20 protein-coding genes are annotated in these 20,911 nt (G+C 68.7%); 19 read left to right on the top strand and 1 reads right to left on the bottom strand.

Annotated features, from left to right (window positions below; genetic code table 11):
- The first annotated feature begins 92 nt into the window (after positions 1 to 92).
- The 9 genes from pnuC (at position 93) to hisF (ending at position 6,514) form a co-directional block, all read left to right on the top strand.
- Complete coding sequence (gene pnuC / locus WFH44_RS09180) at positions 93 to 800, top strand: nicotinamide riboside transporter PnuC (protein ID WP_336713654.1); 708 nt, start codon at positions 93 to 95, stop codon at positions 798 to 800.
- Positions 800 to 1,882, top strand: coding sequence for a bifunctional diaminohydroxyphosphoribosylaminopyrimidine deaminase/5-amino-6-(5-phosphoribosylamino)uracil reductase RibD (gene ribD / locus WFH44_RS09175; RefSeq protein ID WP_336713514.1), 1,083 nt, complete (start codon positions 800 to 802; stop codon positions 1,880 to 1,882). Before pnuC ends, ribD begins: the two co-directional genes overlap by 1 nt.
- A complete protein-coding gene (locus WFH44_RS09170) occupies positions 1,882 to 2,538 on the top strand; it encodes a riboflavin synthase (RefSeq protein ID WP_336713512.1) in 657 nt (218 codons plus the stop codon). The genes ribD and WFH44_RS09170 overlap by 1 nt, the downstream gene beginning before the upstream one ends.
- Positions 2,535 to 3,194: a 3,4-dihydroxy-2-butanone-4-phosphate synthase gene (gene ribB / locus WFH44_RS09165; RefSeq protein ID WP_336713510.1), complete on the top strand. Its 660-nt coding sequence runs from the start codon at positions 2,535 to 2,537 to the stop codon at positions 3,192 to 3,194. Before WFH44_RS09170 ends, ribB begins: the two co-directional genes overlap by 4 nt.
- Entirely contained in the window at positions 3,191 to 3,859 is a 669-nt protein-coding gene (gene ribA, locus WFH44_RS09160) for a GTP cyclohydrolase II (RefSeq protein WP_336713508.1), read from the top strand. The genes ribB and ribA overlap by 4 nt, the downstream gene beginning before the upstream one ends.
- A gap of 76 nt (positions 3,860 to 3,935) precedes the next feature.
- Positions 3,936 to 4,421, top strand: a complete 486-nt coding sequence (gene ribH / locus WFH44_RS09155) for a 6,7-dimethyl-8-ribityllumazine synthase (protein ID WP_336713506.1) — start codon at positions 3,936 to 3,938, stop codon at positions 4,419 to 4,421.
- Positions 4,422 to 4,519: 98 nt separating this feature from the next.
- A complete protein-coding gene (locus tag WFH44_RS09150) occupies positions 4,520 to 4,783 on the top strand; it encodes a phosphoribosyl-ATP diphosphatase (protein WP_264794276.1) in 264 nt (87 codons plus the stop codon).
- 100 nt (positions 4,784 to 4,883) lie between these two features.
- Entirely contained in the window at positions 4,884 to 5,729 is an 846-nt protein-coding gene (gene hisG, locus WFH44_RS09145) for an ATP phosphoribosyltransferase (protein ID WP_336713504.1), read from the top strand.
- A 14-nt stretch (positions 5,730 to 5,743) separates the two neighbouring features.
- A complete protein-coding gene (gene hisF / locus WFH44_RS09140) occupies positions 5,744 to 6,514 on the top strand; it encodes an imidazole glycerol phosphate synthase subunit HisF (RefSeq protein ID WP_336713501.1) in 771 nt (256 codons plus the stop codon).
- A gap of 60 nt (positions 6,515 to 6,574) precedes the next feature.
- On the opposite strand, the gene WFH44_RS09135 is transcribed toward hisF, so the two are convergent.
- Positions 6,575 to 7,219: a TIGR03085 family metal-binding protein gene (locus tag WFH44_RS09135; protein WP_336713499.1), complete on the bottom strand. Its 645-nt coding sequence runs from the start codon at positions 7,217 to 7,219 to the stop codon at positions 6,575 to 6,577.
- A 111-nt stretch (positions 7,220 to 7,330) separates the two neighbouring features.
- Here WFH44_RS09135 and hisI point away from each other — a divergent pair, with 111 nt between their 5' ends.
- The 10 genes from hisI (at position 7,331) to WFH44_RS09085 (ending at position 20,904) form a co-directional block, all read left to right on the top strand.
- Entirely contained in the window at positions 7,331 to 7,765 is a 435-nt protein-coding gene (gene hisI, locus WFH44_RS09130; RefSeq protein ID WP_336713497.1) for a phosphoribosyl-AMP cyclohydrolase, read from the top strand.
- Positions 7,765 to 9,336, top strand: a complete 1,572-nt coding sequence (locus WFH44_RS09125; protein ID WP_336713495.1) for an anthranilate synthase component I — start codon at positions 7,765 to 7,767, stop codon at positions 9,334 to 9,336. The genes hisI and WFH44_RS09125 overlap by 1 nt, the downstream gene beginning before the upstream one ends.
- Positions 9,333 to 9,950 (top strand): Trp biosynthesis-associated membrane protein, encoded by a 618-nt coding sequence (locus WFH44_RS09120; RefSeq protein WP_336713493.1) that lies wholly within the window; start codon positions 9,333 to 9,335, stop codon positions 9,948 to 9,950. The genes WFH44_RS09125 and WFH44_RS09120 overlap by 4 nt, the downstream gene beginning before the upstream one ends.
- Before the next feature lie 98 nt (positions 9,951 to 10,048).
- Positions 10,049 to 10,330 carry an HGxxPAAW family protein gene (locus tag WFH44_RS09115; RefSeq protein WP_336713491.1) on the top strand — a complete coding sequence of 94 codons (282 nt, stop codon included), beginning with the start codon at positions 10,049 to 10,051 and terminating at the stop codon, positions 10,328 to 10,330.
- Between the two features lie 2 nt (positions 10,331 to 10,332).
- Positions 10,333 to 11,157, top strand: coding sequence for an indole-3-glycerol phosphate synthase TrpC (trpC, locus tag WFH44_RS09110; protein WP_336713490.1), 825 nt, complete (start codon positions 10,333 to 10,335; stop codon positions 11,155 to 11,157).
- Between the two features lie 89 nt (positions 11,158 to 11,246).
- Positions 11,247 to 12,572, top strand: coding sequence for a tryptophan synthase subunit beta (gene trpB, locus WFH44_RS09105; protein ID WP_336713488.1), 1,326 nt, complete (start codon positions 11,247 to 11,249; stop codon positions 12,570 to 12,572).
- Positions 12,569 to 13,369, top strand: coding sequence for a tryptophan synthase subunit alpha (trpA, locus tag WFH44_RS09100; protein WP_336713486.1), 801 nt, complete (start codon positions 12,569 to 12,571; stop codon positions 13,367 to 13,369). Before trpB ends, trpA begins: the two co-directional genes overlap by 4 nt.
- 45 nt (positions 13,370 to 13,414) lie before the next feature.
- A complete protein-coding gene (lgt, locus tag WFH44_RS09095; protein WP_442892897.1) occupies positions 13,415 to 14,533 on the top strand; it encodes a prolipoprotein diacylglyceryl transferase in 1,119 nt (372 codons plus the stop codon).
- Between the two features lie 280 nt (positions 14,534 to 14,813).
- A complete protein-coding gene (gltB, locus tag WFH44_RS09090) occupies positions 14,814 to 19,442 on the top strand; it encodes a glutamate synthase large subunit (RefSeq protein ID WP_336713482.1) in 4,629 nt (1,542 codons plus the stop codon).
- The gene (locus tag WFH44_RS09085; protein ID WP_336713480.1) at positions 19,435 to 20,904 is read left to right on the top strand and encodes a glutamate synthase subunit beta; all 1,470 of its coding nucleotides are present in this window, start codon (positions 19,435 to 19,437) and stop codon (positions 20,902 to 20,904) included. The genes gltB and WFH44_RS09085 overlap by 8 nt, the downstream gene beginning before the upstream one ends.
- Positions 20,905 to 20,911: the final 7 nt, after the last annotated feature.

Genomic DNA, 20,911 nt, shown 5'->3' with positions numbered 1-20,911 from the left:
TGCGCACGGTCCGCATGGACCTGGCCGCCGTTGCCTGCATCTACCGCACTGTCGTTACCCCGGAGCCGCCGCGGCTTTCGGAAAGGAACGGCATGGATCTCCTGCGGTGGCTCTTTGAAGCCCAGATACCCGTCGCCGGCAGCGTGTTGCTGCTGCGCGAGGTGCTGGGCAATATCTTCGGCCTGCTGAGCGCCCTCGGGGGCATGCGGCGGAAAGTATGGGCCTGGCCGGTCGGCATCGCCGGCAACATCCTGCTCCTCACCGTCTTCCTCGGGTCCCTGTTCGGCGCCGCCAGTACGGCCACGCTGCTCGGACAGGCCGGCCGCCAGATCATGTTCATTGCCGTAGCGGTCTACGGGTGGCGGCGCTGGAGCCAAAGCCGCCGGGACGGCGCCGATGGAGCCGGCCATGCGCTGGCCCCGCGATTCGCCTCCGGCCGGGAACGGATCGGCCTGGCAGCCGGCATGGTGCTGGGCACCGTGGCTCTCACTCCGCTGTTCGCGGCGCTGGGCTCCTACGAGCCTGTCTGGGCTGATGCCTGGACCTTCGTCGGCTCCCTGCTGGCGACCTACGGGATGGCCCGCGGCTGGGTCGAGTTCTGGCTGGTCTGGGTTGCCGTTGACATCGTGGGCGTGCCGCTGCTTTTCAGCGCCGGCTACTACGCCTCGGCCGTCATGTACCTCTTCTACGGAGCATTCACCCTCGTCGGCTTCTTCGTCTGGTGGCGCGCGCATAACCGCATCAAGGCCGAGGCCGGGGCGGCTGTCGCGGAGCCGGAACTGGAAGGGGCGGCCCGCTGATGGCGATTCAAAAGTTCACGGCGGCCGAGGAACGTGCGATGCAGCTGGCCCTCGGCGAGGCGCGGCGCGGGATCCGCGGGGCAAACCCGCTGGTCGGTGCGGCAGTCCTCGACGCCGACGGAGCGATCCTGGCGAGCGGCCACCACCGGGGCGCCGGCTTCCCGCATGCAGAGATCGAGGCCTTGGCAAACCTGCCGGAGGGGCTGGACCGGACCACCCTGGCCGGCTGCACCATGGTGGTAACGCTGGAGCCATGCAACCACCAGGGCCGGACCGGCCCCTGTGCGGTCGCCGTGGCCGAGGCCGGGATCGGCCGCCTGGTCCATGCCTCGGACGACCAGACCGCGGCCGCGGGGGGAGCCGACTACCTGCGCAGCCGCGGGGTGGATGTGCGCTCCGGCCTCTGCCGTGGCGAGGCACTGGAGTTGAACCAGCGGTGGTTCAAGGCGAAGTCCGCCCAGCGGCCGTTCACCACCATGCACATCGCACAGACTCTCGATGGCCTGATCGCGGCGGCCGACGGCAGCAGCCAGTGGATCACCTCGGAGGCGGCCCGGCAGGACAGCCACGGCATCCGGGCGCGGGTGGACGCCATAATCGCCGGAACCGGGACCGTCTTCGCCGACAACCCCCGGCTGACCGCCCGGTCCGGGAACGGGGAGCCCGCTGCCGCCCAGCCGCTGCGGGTGGTCATGGGCGCCCGCGACGTTCCCGATGACGCGGCGGTGCGCGGCAGTGACGGGAAGTTCCTCCAGCTGCACACCCACGATCCCGCCGAAGTGCTGGACTCGCTGGCGCGCCGCGGCGTGGCCCACGCCATGATCGAAGGCGGCGCCACGGTGGCGGCCGCTTTCCTGAAGGCGGACCTCGTGGACGAGCTGGTCCTCTATCTTGCGCCGCTGCTGCTCGGTGCCGGCACGCGTTCGACGGCGCCGCTGGGTATCAGCACCCTGGCCGACGCGGCGCACTGGCGCTGGGACAGCTCCGGCGGCGGCCACACCATCAATCTCGGCGCTGACCTGCGCCTGCATCTTGAACCAGCACCGGCTGGCACCACGCCTGCGGTACAGAAAGGACTCTGATGTTTACCGGAATTGTCACGGAGCGAGGCGGCGTTGAGTCGCTGGTCCTCCACCCCGAAACGGACAGCGCCGTGCTGACGTTCTCCGCCGGCGCGGCCGCGGAGGACCTCGGACTCGGCGGCTCCATCGCGGTCAACGGTGTCTGCCTGACGGCCGTGAGCATCGCGGACGGCCGGGTCGCCGTCGACGTCATGGGGGAGACCCTGCGCCGGACCACCACCGGCGAGTTGAAGGAAGGCATGAGCGTCAATCTGGAACGTTGCGTTCCGGCCGGCGGGCGGCTGGACGGCCATGTGGTCCAGGGCCACGTCGATGCCGTGGGCGCGCTGCTGGAGCGGGAGAACGTCGGCGACTGGGACCGGCTGCGCTTCTCCGTCCCGGCCCGGCAGGCCCGGTACATCGCGGAGAAGGGCTCCATCGCGGTCGACGGTGTATCCCTCACCGTGACGGCGGTCAGCGAACCCGGCGCCGAGGAGCCGTGGTTCGAGGTCGGACTGATCCCCACCACGCTGGCCGAAACCTCGCTGGGCGCCAAGGCCATCGGCGACAAGGTCAACCTCGAGGTGGACGTGCTGGCCAAGTACGCGGAGCGGCTGCTGGCCTACACCGCTGCCGGCAGCCAGCCGGCCCGCCACGCGGCAGGAGAGCAGGCATGAGCGCGGCCGTCGAATCCCCGATCAGGCTGGACGCGATCGAACTGGCGATCGCCGCCATTGCCGCCGGCCGGCCGGTCGTCGTCGTCGATGACGAGGACCGCGAGAACGAGGGCGACATCATCTTCGCCGCGGATGCCTCCACCCCTGCCCTGATGGGCTGGACCGTGCGGCATAGCTCCGGCGTAATCTGCGTGCCCCTGACCGGTGCGCGGGCGGACCACCTGAACCTTCCGCCGATGGTGGAGGACAACCAGGATGCCAAGGGCACCGCCTACACCGTCTCCTGCGATGCCGCGTCGGGCGTTTCCACCGGGATCAGTTCCTCGGACCGCGCGCGCACCGCGCTGGTCCTGGCGTCGCCGCAGAGCAGCGCGGCCCAGCTGAGCCGTCCCGGCCACATTTTCCCGCTGCGGGCGGTCGACGGCGGTGTCCTGGCCCGCCGCGGCCACACCGAAGCGGCGGTGGACCTGTGCCGGCTGGGCGGTCGGGAACCGGTCGGAGTCATCGCCGAACTGGTGCACGACGACGGCGAAATGATGCGGCTGCCCGCGCTCCGCGAGTTCGCCAATGAGCACGGCTGCCCGCTGGTCTCCATCGAGGACCTGGTGAACCACCTGTCCGCGGCACGGCCCGCGGCGGGGGAGGCCGGACGATGAACGGCGTCGACGAGACGGCGGCGCCGGGCACCGCGCCGGCGGCGCCGCTGGCCAGCGTCACCGGCGGCCCCTCCGTCCAGTTGCCGACGGCCTTCGGCTTTTTCACCGCGCGCGCGTGGACCGACGACGGCACCGGGGTGGAGCACCTGAGCGTCACGTCTCCGGTCCGCCCGGAATCCGCCCCGCTGGTCCGGCTGCATTCTGAGTGCCTCACGGGCGACGTCTTCGCCTCCTACCGCTGCGACTGCGGTGAGCAGCTGGAGCAGGCGCTGACCCTGATCGCCGAGCATGGCGGCACGGTGCTGTACCTGCGCGGCCAGGAGGGACGCGGCATCGGCCTGGCCAACAAGATCCGCGCGTATGCGCTGCAGGAAGGCGGCGCGGACACGGTGGAAGCCAACGAGCAGCTCGGCCTGCCGGTCGACGGCAGGGACTACTCTGCTGCCGCCGCGATCCTGCACACGATGGGGCTGGACCGTATCCGGCTGCTGAGCAACAACCCGATCAAGGGTTCCAAGCTCGCTGCCTTCGGAATCACCGTCGAGGAGATGGTCTCCTCGGAAGTGCCCTCGCGCGAACAGAACCGCCGCTACCTGCAGACGAAGCGGGACCGTATGGACCACCGCCTGGCCCTGCTGGAAGAGCAGCCGATCCACCAGAGCTGACGCAGCCGCGCAGCCTCGAAACACCCACTTGAACCACATGCCGCGGCATCAGCGGCACCGGAAGGAAGAAGCACCCATGAGCGGACACGGAGCGCCCGTCATCGACCTCGAAGGCCTCAACACGGAGGGCAACGGCTTCAAGCTGGCCATCGTGGCAGCCAGCTGGCACACCAGGATCATGGACGGCCTGGTCGACGGGGCACGCCGCGCCGCTGCCGAGGCAGGCATTGCCGAGCCCGAACTCGTCCGGGTTCCCGGCGCCTTCGAGCTGCCGGTAGCTGCTGCCCGGCTGGCACCGCACTTCGACGCGGTCGTGGCCCTCGGCGTCGTTATCCGCGGCGGGACGCCGCACTTCGAGTACGTCTGCCAGGCTGCCACGGAAGGCCTGACGAACGTCAGCGTCAGCACGGGCACGCCGGTGGGCTTCGGCGTGCTGACCTGCGACACGGAGGAGCAGGGGCTGGACCGGGCCGGGCTGGCGGGCTCCAACGAGGACAAGGGTCACGAGGCCGTCACCGCCGCCCTGGCCACCGCCGCGACACTGCGCAAGCTGGGAGTGTGACGCGGCACCGGCCCGGTGCGTCGCCGGGCCGGTGGCCTTTGTCACATAGGCCGCGGCCTTTTGCGGCGCACGCGGAACCCTGACGTACTCTAAAGAGCGTGAAATCCTTCGAATCCCTCTTCGCCGAGCTCAGCGAGAAAGCCCTGAACCGCCCGGAGGGCTCCGGCACCGTAGCCGAACTGGATTCCGGCGTCCATGGCATCGGCAAGAAGGTCGTCGAGGAAGCCGCGGAGGTCTGGATGGCCGCGGAGTACGAGTCGGACGAGGCGGCCGCCGAGGAAATTTCCCAGCTGCTCTACCACCTGCAGGTGCTGATGCTCGCCAAGGGCCTGTCGCTGGAGGACGTGTACAAGCATCTGTAGCGGGACACCGCCTCAGAAGGTGTTCCGCTAAGACCACCGGCAACGTTCTTCCGACCCCGCCGGCCCTGGAGCCGGCCACATCCTTGCAGAAAGTCAGTCCATGCTGCGTGTAGCTGTTCCCAATAAAGGTTCCTTGTCCGAGGCCGCTTCCGGCATGCTCACGGAGGCCGGCTACCGGCAGCGCCGTGACAACCGTGAACTCGTCATGGTCGATCCGGACAATGACATCGAATTCTTCTTCCTCCGTCCCCGCGACATCGCCGTCTATGTCGGCAAGGGCACCCTGGACGTCGGCATCACCGGCCGCGACCTGTTCCTCGACGCCCAGGTCGAAGCCGAGGAGCTGCTGTCCTTGGGCTTCGGCGCCTCCACCTTCCGCTTCGCCGGGCCCGTAGGCGAGTTCTCCCGGGCCGACCAGCTGGAAGGCAAGCGGCTGGCCACCAGCTACGACGGGCTCCTGCGCGACTACCTGGCGGAGCGCGGCATCGATGCCAAGGTTGTCCGGCTCGACGGCGCGGTGGAGTCCTCGGTCCGGCTCGGTGTCGCGGACGCCATCGCCGACGTGGTCGAAACCGGCAACACGCTCAAGGCGGCCGGCATGGAGATCTTCGGCGACCCGATCCTGAAGTCCGAGGCCGTCCTCATCGGCCGCAAGGGGCACGCGGCGCCGGCGGGCCTCGACGTGCTGATGCGCCGGCTCAGGGGCGTCATCGTCGCCCGCGAGTACGTGATGATGGACTACGACATCCGCAAGAACCTGGTCGAGCAGGCCGCTGCGCTGACGCCCGGGCTCGAATCGCCGACGGTCTCGCCGCTGCGGGACACCGAATGGGTGGCCGTGCGCTCCATGGTCCGCCGCAGCCAGACCAACCGGGTGATGGACGAGCTCTACGACTTGGGCGCCCGCGCCATCCTGGTCAGCACCATCCACGCCTGCCGCATCTGAACGGGGAGGACAGCATGTCAGTCGCCATCCGTGTCATTCCCTGCCTCGACGTCGACGCCGGACGCGTGGTCAAGGGGGTCAACTTCGAGGGCCTGCGTGACGCCGGCGACCCGGTGGAACTCGCCCACCGGTATGACCGTGCCGGGGCGGACGAGCTCACCTTCCTTGACGTGACCGCCTCCTCTGGCAACCGGGAAACGACGTTCGACGTCGTCGCCCGCACCGCCGAGGAAGTCTTCATCCCGCTGACGGTCGGCGGCGGCGTGCGCGGCGTGGCCGACGTCGACAAGCTGCTGCGCTACGGCGCAGACAAGGCCTCGATCAATACCGCCGCCGTAGTGCGCCCCGACGTGATCGACGAGATCGCCCGGCACTTCGGTTCCCAGGTCCTGGTGCTGTCCCTCGACGCCCGGCGCACGGCGGACGGCTCCGTTCCCTCCGGGTTCGAGGTCACGACGCACGGCGGACGCAAGGGCACCGGCATCGACGCCATCGCCTGGGCCCGGGAGGCGGCGGACCGCGGTGTCGGCGAAATCCTGCTGAACTCGATTGACGCGGACGGTACCAAGGAAGGCTTCGACCTGGAGATGATCCGGGCCGTCCGTGCCGCCGTGAAGGTGCCGCTGATTGCCTCCGGCGGTGCCGGCAAGCCGGAGCATTTTCCGCCGGCCGTGGCGGCCGGCGCGGACGCGGTCCTGGCAGCCTCGGTGTTCCACTTCGGTCCGGACGACGCAATCGCGCAGGTCAAGAAGGCCATCCGCGAAGCGGGCTACCCGGTCCGCTGACCGCCCCTGCCGGCGGCGTCCGCTGGGTAACGGCGGGTGCGGACTGTCGCAGCGGAGTGGCTACAGCCCGATATCGGCGCTCTCCAGGAGCGCGACAGCGTCCGCCTGGCCTTCGAACGTGACCAGCGCGTTCTTGGTCCGTCCGTGCGCGTGCATCAACAGTTCGCCCGGCTCGCCGGTGATGGCGACGGACACTGCCGCACGCTTGGCCACATGCCTCGGTCCGTCCGGCCGGACCAGGATGATGCCCAGGTCCACGCCGCGGTAGAGGATGGCCGCCCGCTTGATGAGTTCGTCCCAGAGCGCGTTGGAGTACGCCTCGTCGAGCGCCCGCGGCGCCCAGCGGTGAGGCGCGCGGCGAATGTCTTCGGTGTGCACGAAGTACTCGATCAGGTTGGCGGCTTCGTCGACCGGCTTCAGTCGCAGCGGTGAGAGCCGCGGGGGCCCGGCACGGAAGGACCCGACCAGTTTTGCGTAGCCGGCCGCGCCCCGCGACGTGTCCGCCAGCTTGCGGGTAGCCTCGTCGGACACCCTGGCCAGCGGCTTGAACGCCATGCCTAGCTGGGCCAGCAGGCGGTGCTCGCGCAGGTACAGGTGGGCGGCAAGATCGGCCGTCCGCCAGCCCGCGCACAGCGTGGGGGAGTCCGGGCCGGCGGCTAGCAGCGTCTCGGCCAGGACTTCTCGGGACGGTTGAACGAAATGCATCAGTCCTGAACCTAGCACGAAGCCGTCATCTTGGGCTTGGGCCGCAGCGTTTGTGCCACCGATGTTAACGCCGTCGAAACCCCCTCCCGGCAAACCACTAGACTTGAGGGGATGTCCTCCCTATCAAACCCCGTGCCGTCCGCTGCCGGCACCGAAGAAGATCAGCTGCCGGCCGCCGTCGCCCGCTTGCTGAAGCGCGACGCAGCCGGACTGGTCGCCGCCATCATCCAGCAGCACGACACCAACGAGGTCCTGATGCTCGGCTGGATGGACGATGAAGCGCTGCGCCGCACGCTCAGCACCGGCCGTGTCACCTTCTACTCCCGCTCCCGGCAGGAGTACTGGCGCAAGGGGGACACCTCCGGCCATGTCCAGTGGGTGAAGTCCGTCGCCTTGGATTGCGACGGCGATGCCCTCCTCGTGCGGGTGGACCAGGTGGGGGCCGCGTGCCACACCGGCACCCGCACCTGCTTCGACGGGCGCTCGATCGACGCCGTCGTCGGCCCCGCAGCAGAAGAGCACCCGACCGCGAAAGAAAGCAAGTAATGCAGGACCTTGGAGTCGTCAGCCCCACCCTCGAGGAGTTCCGGGTCCTGGCCCGCGACCGGCGCGTCGTCCCCGTGACGCTGAAGGTCCTGGCCGATGACCAGACGCCGATCTCCCTCTACCGCAAGCTGGGCGGCGGGCAGCCGGGCACGTTCCTGCTGGAATCGGCCGCGGTCGGCGGCGTGTGGTCCCGCTACTCGTTTATCGGGACGCACTCGCGTGCGGTCCTGACCAGCAAGGACGGCCAGGCCCATTGGCTGGGGCAGCCGCCTGCCGGGGTGCCGCTGGACGGCAATCCCGTCGAGGCCATGCGGGCAACCGTGGAGGCCCTGCGCACCGAGCGGTTCGACGACCTGCCGCCGCTGACCTCCGGACTGGTGGGCTTCGTCGGCTGGGAAGCCGTGCGCCATTGGGAAAAGCTCACCAGCCCGCCCGAGGAAGACCTGCCCCTGCCCGAACTGGCGATGTGCCTGGTGACGGACCTGGCGGTGCACGACAATGCCGAGGGCGCCGTGACGCTGATTGCCAACGCGATCAACTTCGACGGCAGCGACGAACGGGTGGACGAGGCCTGGCAGGACTCCGTCGCACGCCTGCGCGGGATGCTCGCGCAATTGAACGAACCGCTGGCCCAGCAGGTCTCCGTCCTGGAGGACAGCGCCCTGACCACGCAGGACATCATGGCCGGCGTCCGGCACAGCTGGGCCGAGGAGAAGTACCTGGCGGCGGTGGAGCGCGGCAAGGAAGCCATCGTGGACGGCGAGGTGTTCCAGGTGGTGATCTCGCGGCGCTTCGAAGCCGAATGCCGGGCCACGCCGCTGGACGTCTACCGGGTGCTGCGCAACCTCAATCCCAGTCCCTACATGTACCTGTTCTGCCTCGAGGACGTCGACGGCAACGCCTACTCGATCGTCGGCTCCTCGCCCGAGGCGCTCGTGACGGTCACCGGGGACGAGGTCGTTACCCATCCGATCGCCGGCTCCCGGCCGCGCGGCAAGACCGTAGAGCAGGACCGCGAGCTGGCCGAGGAACTGCTGGCGGACCAGAAGGAGCGCGCCGAGCACCTGATGCTGGTGGACCTGGCCCGCAATGACATTTCCAAGGTGTGCGATCCCGGCACCGTCGACGTCAGCCAGTTCATGGAGGTGGAGAAGTTCAGCCACATCATGCACCTGGTTTCCACCGTCGTCGGACGCCTCGCCAAGGACAAGACGGCCTACGACGTGCTGTCCGCGACCTTCCCGGCGGGCACGCTCTCCGGCGCGCCCAAGCCGCGCGCCCTGCGGCTGCTGGACGAGCTGGAACCGCACCGCCGCGGCGTCTACGGGGGAGTCGTCGGCTACCTCGACTTCGCCGGCGACATGGACATGGCGATCGCCATCCGCTCAGCGCTGCTGCGCGACGGGCGGGCCTACGTGCAGTCAGGCGGCGGCATCGTCGCGGACTCCGTGCTGGCCGCCGAGGCGCTGGAGACGGTGAACAAGGCGGCCGCCCCGCTGCGTGCCGTCACCCTGGCGGCGCGGCTGCATGCGGCGGACCCGGAACGGATCGTCACGGGGGAGCGCAAATGACGACGGCGAAGCGCACCTCGGGTCCTTCCGCCTGGTGGCGCCGGAAGGCGATCGTGGTGCTGGCGGCCATCGCCGCCTCCCTGGCCGCCTTCGGCACCACCACCCAGACCTGGGTCAACGTCCGCCTCCCCGAAGGGAGCGTGCAGACGCCGGACCTGGCCGTGCCGGGCAGCGAGGCGGCGGTCGCCGTGACCGCGCTGGCCCTGGTGGGCCTGGCCGCTGCGCTGGCCGCGACCATCGCCGGACGGGTCGCCCGCATCATCACCGCGGTGCTGCTCGGCCTGGCCGGCGCCGGAGTCGCGGCGGCCTGCGCCATGGTGCTCGCCGACCCCTACGCGGCGGCGTCGTCGAAGATCGGCGAGGCGACCGGACAGGTCGGCCAGGACGCCGTCGTCACGGTTACCGTGTTTCCGGCCCTGGGCCTTGCCTGCGGGCTGCTGATGGTCGTCGTGGCCGTCTGGCTCGCCGTCGCCGGCCGGCACTGGACCACCAGCCGGAAGTACTCCGCGGCGACCGGACCGCGGCAGGCGGACGGCTCGCCGTCGGACCGTGGCCCCGCGGATGAAATCGACAGCTGGGACCAGCTCAGCCGCGGCACCGACCCCACGGACTGAACCCGCCGTTCCTGGCGCGCGGCCCCGTCACAGTGGCCTGTAGCCCGTGCAAACAATGGCAGAATAAGAAACAGCATCGTTTTCGAGGGAGTTAGATCATGGCTCATCACGCCACCGCCACCGAGCAGGAGACTGCAGACACCGCCCCGAGCATCCACGACGAGGTCATCGGCCACGGCAACAGCCCGGCGGCCTGGACCTGCGTCCTGATCATGACCGTGGGCTGCATCATCGCCGCCGTGGGCTTCATCATGGCCTCCAACCTGGTCTTCTGGGGCTTCGGCATCGGCATCGTTGTCATCGGCCTCATCGTGGGCTGGATCATGAAGAAGGCCGGCTACGGCGTCGACGGGTCCAAGCTCCAGAGCAGCGGTCACTAGTAGTGACGGTTCTCGACGACATCATCGCCGGTGTCCGGGAGGATCTTGAGGCCCGGCGGGCTGCGGTTTCGCTGGAGGAACTGAAGGCCCGCGCCGAAGCGGCGCCCGCCGCCCGCGACGCCTACGCCGCCCTGGGCGGCAACACGGAGCCGCGGACCGGGCTGCGGGTGATTTCCGAGGTCAAGCGCAAGAGCCCCTCGAAGGGGGACCTCGCCTCGATCGAGGATCCGGCCGGGCTGGCGAGCCGCTACGAGCGCGGCGGAGCGGCCGTGATCAGCGTGCTCACCGAGCAGCGCCGCTTCAACGGGTCGCTGGAGGATTTCGACGCGGTCCGTGCCGCCGTCGACATCCCGCTGCTGCGCAAGGACTTCACGGTGGATGAGTACCAGATCTGGGAAGCCCGCGCCCACGGCGCGGACCTGGTCCTGCTCATCGTCGCCGCCCTGGACGACGCGCAGCTCCGCGGCTTCCTGGAACTCACCCATAGCCTGGGCATGAACGCGCTGGTCGAGACCCACACGGCCGAAGAGATCCAGCGCGCGGTCGCGGTGGGCAGCCGGATCATCGGTGTCAACGTGCGCAACCTGAAGACCCTGGACGTGGATCGTTCGGTCTTCGCCGCGCTGGCCGGCGGCATCCCGCCGGAGGCCGTAATCGTCGCCGAATCCGGCGTCCGCAATGCGGAGGACGTGGCCCATTACGCAGCCCACGGTGCCAACGCAGTGCTGGTGGGCGAGGCACTGGTAATCGGCAACCAGCCGGAGCAGGCGATCGCGGACTTCTCCGCCGCCGGCGCCGCTGCCATCGCCGAACGCCGGTTGGCCTAGCAGACAGCTTCAGCATGAGGACGGCCCGGCCGGGCCCGCATTCCGATGCCCGCCCGGCCAGCCGCCAGAGAGAACAGATGAGGACGGCCATGACACAGAGCCCCCAGACGCCCGAGACCGGCGCAGCCAGCGACACGGCGGACGCCTTCCTTGCCGGAGCGAGCCTCCGCCACGCCGCCGGTCCGTACTTCGGCAAGTACGGCGGCCGCTGGATGCCCGAATCGCTGATCGCGGCGCTGGACGAACTCGAGGACACCTTCGAGAAGGCCAAGTCGGACCCCGAATTCATCGCCCAGGTCGCCGACCTGAACCGCAACTACTCGGGCCGCCCGTCGCTGCTGACCGAGGCCAAGCGCTTCTCCGAGCACGCCGGCGGGGCGCGGGTCTTCCTCAAGCGCGAGGACCTGAACCACACCGGTTCGCACAAGATCAACAACGTGCTCGGCCAGGCCCTGCTCGCCAAACGGATGGGCAAGACCCGCATCATCGCCGAGACCGGCGCCGGGCAGCACGGCGTCGCGAGCGCGACGGCGGCGGCCCTGCTGGGGCTTGAATGCGTCGTTTACATGGGGGCGGAGGACACCCGCCGCCAGGCGCTCAACGTCGCGCGGATGGAGCTCCTCGGGGCTACCGTCGTTCCGGTGACGGCGGGGTCGCAGACACTGAAGGACGCCATCAACGAGGCGCTCCGCGACTGGGTCACGAACGTGCAGAGCACCCATTACCTGCTGGGCACCGCCGCGGGCGCCCATCCTTTCCCGGCACTCGTGCGTTACTTCCACGAAGTCATCGGCGAGGAGACGCGGGAACAGATCCTCAGCCAGGCCGGACGGCTCCCGGACGCGGTCTGCGCCTGCATCGGCGGCGGCTCCAACGCTATCGGCATCTTCCACGGCTTCCTCGACGACCCGTCGGTGGAACTCTACGGGTTCGAGGCCGGCGGCGAGGGCGTCGAAACCGGACGCCACGCCGCGACCATCACGCTCGGCCGGCCCGGCGTGCTGCACGGCGCACGCTCGTACCTGATGCAGGACGAAGACGGCCAGACGATCGAATCGCACTCGATCTCCGCCGGCCTGGACTACCCGGGCGTCGGTCCCGAGCACTCCTACCTGGCGGACCTCGGACGGGCCAAGTACCAGCCGATCACCGATTCCGAAGCCATGGAGGCCTTCCGCCTGCTCTGCAGGACCGAGGGCATCATTCCCGCCATCGAGTCCTCCCATGCGCTGGCCGGCGCGCTTAAGGTGGGCAAGTCGCTCACCGAGGGCAAGGCCGACCCTAAGGACGTCATCATCATCGTCAACCTCTCCGGACGCGGGGACAAGGACGTCGCCACCGCAGCCGAATGGTTCGGACTGCTGGACGAGAAGGGGCCGGAATCCGAGATCGGCGCCGAAGGAGAACAGCTGTGAATTCCGACATCCAGAGCAAATCCGCGGCAGCGATCGACAGGGCCCGGGCGGCCGGCCGCACGGCGCTGGTGGGCTACCTGCCGGCGGGCTTCCCGGATGCGCAGGCCACCATCGACGCGGCCGTAGCGCTGGCGGAGAACGGCGCTGACGTCATCGAGATCGGCGTGCCGTATTCGGATCCCGTCATGGACGGCCAGGTCATCCAGGCTGCAACAGTCCAGTCCCTGGCGAACGGCTTCCGCGTTGCGCAGATCTTCGACATCGTCTCCGCCATCACGGCCCGCTGCGATGCCGCCGTACTGGTGATGACCTACTGGAACCCCGTCATGCGGATGGGCGTGGATGAGTTCAGCCGGCGCCTGGCGGAAGCCGGGGGAGCCGGGCTCATCACACCGGACCTGATCCCCGACGAGGCGGCCGAATGGTTCGAGGCCTCGAACAAGTACGGACTGGACCGGGTGTTCCTGGTCGCTCCGTCGTCGTCGCCGGAACGGATGGCCATGACGGTCAAGGCCAGCCGCGGCTTCGTCTACGCCGTCTCAATCATGGGTGTCACGGGCGCGAGGGAATCGGTCAGCGATGCGGCCCACCGCGTTGTCGAGTCCGCCCATTCAGCCGGTGCGGAACGCGTCTGCGTCGGCCTGGGCGTGTCCCGGGCCGAGCACGTGCGGGAAATTGCCGCATACGCCGAGGGCGCCATTGTGGGCACCGCCCTCGTTGCGGCGCTGGGCAAGGATGGCGTGGACGGCGTCGCCAAACTGGCCGCCGAACTGCGCAGCGGTACTCCCAAGAACTGATCCTCGCTCCTTCCGCCGATCCTAAGGACCGCCCCGGTGCAAACCATGTCTTCCGCCCTTGTGATCCCCGCGTCGATACCGAGCCCGGGCTGGTCCGGCTTCACGATCGGGCCGGTCACGATCCATGCCTATGCGCTGTGCATCCTGGCCGGGATCGTCGCGGCCCTGTGGCTGACGAACCGGCGATGGCTAGCCCGCGGGGGCCCCGAAGGAACGGTGTGGGACGTCGCCATCTGGGCCATCCCGTTCGGGATCATCGGCGGCCGGCTGTACCACGTCTTCTCTTCGCCGGACGCCTACTTCGGTCCGAACGGGAACCTGGCCCTGATTCCGCAGATCTGGCTGGGGGGCCTCGGAATCTGGGGGGCTGTGGCGCTGGGCCTCGTCGGCGCGTGGATCGGGTGCCGGCGGGCCGGGGTCAAACTGACCGCCTTCATGGATGCCGCCGCTCCGGGCCTGCTGCTGGCGCAGGCGATCGGACGCTGGGGCAACTGGTTCAATCAGGAACTCTTCGGCGCCCCGACGGATCTGCCGTGGGGCCTGCAAATTGACGCGGATAACCCGAACTTTCCCGCCGGGGCGGAACCGGGCACGCTGTTCCACCCGACGTTCCTGTACGAATCGCTCTGGAACCTTGCGGGCGTGGCCCTGCTGCTGATTCTCGACCGGAAATTCCGGCTCCGTCGAGGCATGCTGTTCTGGCTCTACGTTGCCTACTACACGCTGGGCCGCGTCTGGATCGAGATGCTGCGGATCGACGATGCCGAGATGATTACGCTCTTCGGCGTGACCCAGCGGCTCAACGTGTGGACCTCGCTGCTGCTGCTGGTGGCTGCGCTCGTAATATTTGCGGTGCTCGCCCGCATGCCCCGCACAGCCGAATCCGACACGGTCTACCTGCCCGGGCATGGCCCGGAGGCCGAGAATAGCGGCGATGCGGGATCCGACACGGCCGGGAACGGGACCCCGGGGGCCGAGGCGGACGGCGGGACGTCCAAGCAGACCGAGGTTAACGCGCCGGAAACGAAGCCGAAAAAACCCGGGAAAAATGTTTCGCCGGACTCACATCGTGGTAATCTCACTGGTACTTCGATAGAGCCGGAAGGCTCATCTGCGCCCGGAGCCAGCGGCACGGCTGGGCCCGCAGACCGCGAAGAGAAATAGCCCCCGGGCCACCGCCCGGACTATCAGAATCGTGCCACCCACGTCGATGTGGATTCCGGCGGTAACCCAGTTACCCGAACGGCCACCGCCGGATGTGGCTGACGCCCCCGGTCCTTTTCCCGGCCGGTAAGAATCGTTATGCACCAGCACTGCTGCATGGCATGGGCCAGGCCATACAATTCCAGTACTTAAGTACGGCGTGGAATGTTTGCCTCGCCGTGTTGTGGGGCCAAAGGAGTCCCCTTCTCGAGATCACATACAGGAGAAGGAGAAAATCAAGATGACTCCTCCGTTCAACGGATCCAGTACACCACGCACAGTAGGCGGTCCGATCGCCGCTGCTGATGCAGTTTCGCCGTTCAAGCGATTCGCCGCCTATCCCGAAGCGGCAGGACTCTACGATCCTGCCAACGAAAAAGACGCCTGCGGCCTCGCTGTCATCGCCACCCTCCGCGGCGAACCGGGGCACGACATCGTCGATGCGGCCCTGACCGCCCTGCGTAACCTTGAACACCGCGGCGCCGTCGGCGCCGACGAAGGCACCGGAGACGGCGCCGGCCTGCTCACCCAGATCCCCGATGAATTCTTCCGCGCTGTCACCGGCTTTACCCTGCCGGCCCCCGGTGAGTACGCCGTCGGCACGGCCTTCCTGCCCAGCGACGAAGCCGAGGCCGAGGTTGCCCAGGCCGGGATCGAGTCGCTGGCCGCCGATGAAGGCCTGAAGATCCTTGGCTGGCGCGAAGTCCCCGTCGTGGCAGAGCTCGTCGGCGCGATGGCCCGGGCCTGCATGCCGCACTTCGTCCAGGTCTTCCTGGGCATCGATTCCGACGCCGGGGCCGACGTAGCCACAATCGACGCGCGGGTCTTCCGCCTCCGCAAGCGCGCCCAGAACAAGTTCGGCGTCTACTTCCCGTCGCTGTCCTCGAAGACGATTGTCTACAAGGGCATGCTGACCACGGCCCAGCTCGAGCCGTTCTACCCCGATCTGTCGGACACCCGCTTCAAGACCAAGCTGGGCATCGTCCACTCGCGGTTCTCCACGAACACCTTCCCGTCCTGGCCGCTGGCCCAGCCGTTCCGCACGATCGCCCACAACGGTGAGATCAACACGGTCAAGGGCAACCGCAACTGGATGCGCGCCCGCCAGTCCCAGCTGAGCAATCCGATCCTGGGCGACACCCCGGAGGAGCTGTTCCCGATCTGCACCCCGGGTGCATCTGACTCCGCGTCCTTCGACGAGGTCGCCGAGCTGCTCATGCTCTCCGGCAAGCCCATCACCCAGGCGATCATGATGATGATCCCCGAGGCCTGGGAGAACCACACTTCGATGGACCCGGCCCGCCGGGCGTTCTACCAGTACCACTCCGCGCTGATGGAGCCGTGGGACGGCCCCGCGGCGGTCTCCTTCACCGACGGCCAGCTGGTCGGCGCCGTCCTGGACCGCAACGGCCTCCGCCCGGCCCGCTACTGGGTCACCGAAGACGGCCTCGTCGTGCTGGCCTCCGAGGTCGGCGTGCTCAACCTCGAGCCCTCGCGCGTGGTCAAGAAGGGCCGTGTCTCGCCCGGCAAGATGTTCCTGGTGGACACCGAAGCCGGCCGCCTGATCGAGGACCAGGAGATCAAGGCCGAGATCGCCTCCGCCAACCCCTGGGGGGAGTGGCTGAAGGAAAACATGATCCGCCTCGAGGACCTGCCCGAGCGCGAGCACGTGGTGCACACCCCGGCCTCGATCAACCGCCGGCAGCGCACCTTCGGCTACACGCAGGAGGAACTGCGCATCCTGCTCGGGCCGATGGCCCGCACCGGCGCCGAGCCGCTGGGCGCCATGGGCACGGACACCCCGATCGCGGTGCTGTCCAAGCGTCCCCGCCTGTTGTTCGACTACTTCGTGCAGTCCTTTGCACAGGTCACGAACCCGCCGCTGGATGCCATCCGCGAAGAGCTCGTCACCTCGCTGCGCGGATCCATCGGGCCGGACGGCAACCTGCTCGCCAACGGCCAGGTCCGTGCCAAGCAGGTGGCGCTGAAGTTCCCGGTCATCAATAACGACGAACTGGCGAAGATTGCCGCGCTTGAGTCGGAGGACGGCGTCAAGGAGACGCTGAAGGTCCGCGGGCTCTACCGGCCCGACGGCGGGGAAGCGGAGCTGCGCGCCCGGCTGCAGGAAATCTGCGAGAAGGTTTCCGCCGCCGTGAACCGCGGCGTGAAGTTCATCATCCTCTCCGACCGCGATTCGAACGCGCAGTGGGCCCCGATTCCCTCGCTGCTGCTCACCAGCGCGGTCCACCACCACCTGCTCAAGAGCGCCAACCGGACCAAGATCTCGCTGCTGGTCGAAGCCGGCGACGTCCGCGAGGTCCACCACGTGGCCGTGCTGATCGGCTACGGCGCGTCCGCCGTGAACCCCTACCTGGCGATGGAAAGCTGCGAGGACCTGGTCCGCCGCGGCGACATCCAGGGCGTGACGGAGCAGGAAGCCGTTTACAACCTGATCAAGGGTCTCGGCAAGGGTGTCCTGAAGATCATGTCGAAGATGGGCATCTCCACCGTGGCGTCGTACTGCGGGGCCCAGACGTTCGAGGCCCTCGGCCTGTCCCAGGCCCTGGTCGACCAGTACTTTGCCGGCACCCAATCCCAGCTTGGCGGCGTCGGCCTCGAGGTCATCGCGGCCGAAACCGCCGCCCGGCACGCCGCTGCCTACCCCAGCGACGGCATCGAAGAACCGCACCGTGAGCTGGACACCGGCGGCGAGTACCAGTGGCGCCGCGAGGGTCCGCCGCACCTGTTCAACCCCGAGACGGTCTTCCGGCTGCAGCACTCTACCCGCGAACGCCGCTACGACATCTTCAAGGCCTACACCAAGGGCGTGGACGACCAGTCGCGGGACCTGATGACCCTGCGCGGCCTTCTGAAATTCAAGACGGGGGACCGTCCGGCAGTGCCGCTCGAGGAAGTCGAATCCGTCTCCAGCATCGTCAAGCGCTTCTCCACCGGCGCGATGAGCTACGGCTCGATCTCCCAGGAGGCGCACGAGACCCTGGCCATTGCAATGAACCGGCTGGGTGCGAAGTCCAACACGGGTGAGGGCGGCGAGGACGTCGAGCGGCTGCTCGACCCCGAGCGCCGCTCGGCCATCAAGCAGGTTGCCTCGGGCCGCTTCGGCGTGACCAGCCTGTACCTGACCAACGCGGACGACATCCAGATCAAGATGGCTCAGGGCGCCAAGCCAGGCGAGGGCGGCCAGCTGATGAGCCAGAAGGTCTACCCGTGGGTGGCCCGGACGCGGCACTCCACCCCCGGCGTGGGGCTGATCTCGCCGCCCCCGCACCACGACATCTACTCGATCGAGGACCTGGCGCAGCTGATCTACGACCTCAAGCGGGCCAATCCGCAGGCGCGGGTGCACGTGAAGCTGGTCTCGGAAGTCGGGATCGGCACCGTGGCGGCCGGTGTGACCAAGGCGAAGGCCGACGTCGTGCTCATTTCGGGGCACGACGGCGGTACGGGCGCGAGCCCGCTCAATTCGCTCAAGCACGCCGGTGCCCCGTGGGAGCTGGGCCTGGCCGAGGCGCAGCAGACGCTGATGCTCAACGGCCTGCGCGACCGTACGGTGGTGCAGGTGGACGGCCAGCTGAAGACCGGCCGCGACGTCGTGATCGCCGCGCTGCTGGGCGGCGAGGAATTCGGCTTCGCCACGGCTCCGCTGGTGGTCTCCGGCTGCATCATGATGCGCGTCTGCCACCTGGATACCTGCCCGGTCGGCGTGGCCACGCAGAACCCGGAGCTGCGGAAGCGGTTCACCGGCAAGCCGGAGTTCGTGGTGAACTTCTTCGAGTTCATCGCCGAAGAGGTCCGCGAGATCCTCGCCGAGCTGGGCTTCCGCAGCCTGGACGAGGCGATCGGCCACTCGGAGCTGCTCGATTCCCGTGAGGCAATCGACCACTGGAAGGCCTCCGGGCTGGACCTGGCGCCGATCCTCAACGGCTACGGTTTCGATGCGCAGTCGCCGCTGCGCAACATGACCGGCCAGAACCACGAGCTGGACAAGCACTTCGACAACCGGCTCATCGCTATGAGCGCCGAGGCGCTGAGCAGCCGGGCACCGGTGCGCATCAGCCTGGACGTGGTCAACACGGACCGCTCCGTGGGCACGATGCTGGGCCATGAGGTGACCAAGCGGTTCGGCATCGACACGCTCGCCGACGACACGATCGACGTCACCCTGAGCGGCCAGGCCGGGCAGTCGCTGGGCGCGTTCCTGCCCGCCGGCATCACCCTGCGGCTGCTGGGCGACTCGAACGACTACGTCGGCAAGGGCCTTTCCGGCGGCCGGATCATCGTCCGTCCCGACCGGTCGAACGTCTTCCAGTCCGAGCGGAACGTTATCGCGGGCAACGTGATCGGCTACGGCGCGACCAGCGGCGAGATGTTCCTGCGCGGCCAGGTGGGCGAACGCTTCCTGGTCCGCAACTCCGGCGCGACGGCGGTGGTCGAGGGTATCGGCGACCACGGCTGCGAGTACATGACCGGTGGCCTCGCGCTCATCCTGGGCCGCACCGGCCGCAACTTCGGCGCGGGCATGTCCGGCGGCGTGGCATACGTCCTCGACCTGGACGAGGCCCGCGTGAACCGGCAGAGCCTGGACAACAAGGAGCTGCTGCTGCAGGACCTTGACTCCGAGGACCGTGAGGCGGTCGCCGGGCTGCTCAAGCGCCACGCGGAGGAGACCGGGTCCGACCTGGCCGAGCGCCTCCTGCAGGACCTGAACGGAACCCTTGCACGCATGACCAAGGTGCTGCCGCGCAATTTCGCCGCAGTGCTGTCAACCCGGGCATCCGCCGAAGCCGAGGGCCTGGACCCCGACGGCGACGTTGTCTGGCATCGAATTTTGGAGGTAACCGGTGGCTGATCCACGCGGATTCATGAAAGTACGCGAACGCCAGACCCAGCCCCGGCGTCCGGTTCCGGTCCGCATCATGGATTGGAAGGAAGTGTACGAGGCGCAGGAAAAGGGCGTCCTGAAGAGCCAGGCCGGTCGCTGCATGGACTGCGGCATCCCGTTCTGCCACCAGGGCTGCCCGCTGGGCAACCTGATCCCGGAGTGGAACGACCTGACCTGGCGCGGCAAGCCGCAGGAAGCCAGCGAGCGGCTGCACGCCACGAACAACTTCCCGGAATTCACCGGCCGGCTCTGCCCCGCGCCCTGCGAGGCGTCCTGCGTGCTGGGGATCAACCAGCCCGCGGTGACGATCAAGCAGATCGAGGTCTCCATCGCTGACGAAGCGTTCGACAGCGGCTGGATTACCCCGCTGGCACCGGAACGGCTTACGGGACAGACGATCGCCGTCGTCGGTTCCGGCCCCGCGGGACTCGCCGCTGCCCAGCAGCTGACCCGCGCCGGCCACACGGTCGCGGTCTACGAACGGGACGACAAGGTCGGCGGGCTGCTGCGCTACGGCATCCCCGACTTCAAGATGGAGAAGGAAGTCCTGGAGCGCCGCCTGGAGCAGATGCAGGCGGAGGGCACCCGGTTCCGTACCGGCATCGAGGTCGGCAAGGACGTCAGCTGGGAACAGCTGCGGCGCCGCTACGATGCCGTGGTGATCGCGACCGGCGCCACCGTGCCGCGCGACCTGCCGCTGCCGGGCCGTGAGTTGGACGGGGTCCACTACGCCATGGAGTACCTGGTGCAGGCCAACCGCGTGGTGGCCGGCGAGAGCGTGCCGAACCAGATCGACGCCCGCGGCAAGCACGTGGTGATCCTCGGCGGCGGCGATACCGGAGCGGACTGCCTCGGCACCGCGCACCGGCAGCAGGCCGCCTCGGTGACGACGCTGGCCATCGGCAAGCAGCCGCCGCTGGAGCGGGCACCGCACCAGCCGTGGCCGACCTTCCCGACGCTGTTCGAGGTGGCCAGCGCCCACGAGGAGGGCGGCGAACGCACGTACCTGGCGTCGACCGTCGAGTACGTGGGCGACGAGAACGGCAAGCTGCGCGCCCTCAAGGTTGCGGAGACCGAGTTCGTCGACGGCAAGCGCCTGCCGAAGGCCGGTACCGAGCGGGAGATCCCGGCGGACCTGGTGTTCCTGTCGCTGGGCTTCACCGGTCCGGAACCGGCCGGCATCGCGGAGCAGGTCAACGCCTCCTTCGATGGGCGCGGCAATGTGGAACGCGATGCCGACTACATGACAGACACGGACGGCATCTTCGTGGCGGGCGACGCCGGCCGCGGCCAGTCGCTCATCGTGTGGGCGATCGCCGAGGGTCGGGCATGTGCTGCGGCGGTCGACAAGTGGCTGATGGGCAAGACCCGCCTGCCGTCCCCGGTGGCGCCGACCGACCGTGCGATTGTTGCCCTTCCGCAGCCCTGACGTGTCC

The sequence above is a fragment of the Arthrobacter sp. USHLN218 genome (assembly GCF_037144715.1).
In the GTDB taxonomy this organism is placed as follows: domain Bacteria; phylum Actinomycetota; class Actinomycetes; order Actinomycetales; family Micrococcaceae; genus Crystallibacter.
Note: the sequence above shows the minus strand (reverse complement) of the source record. Positions and strands in the feature narration are given on the sequence as shown.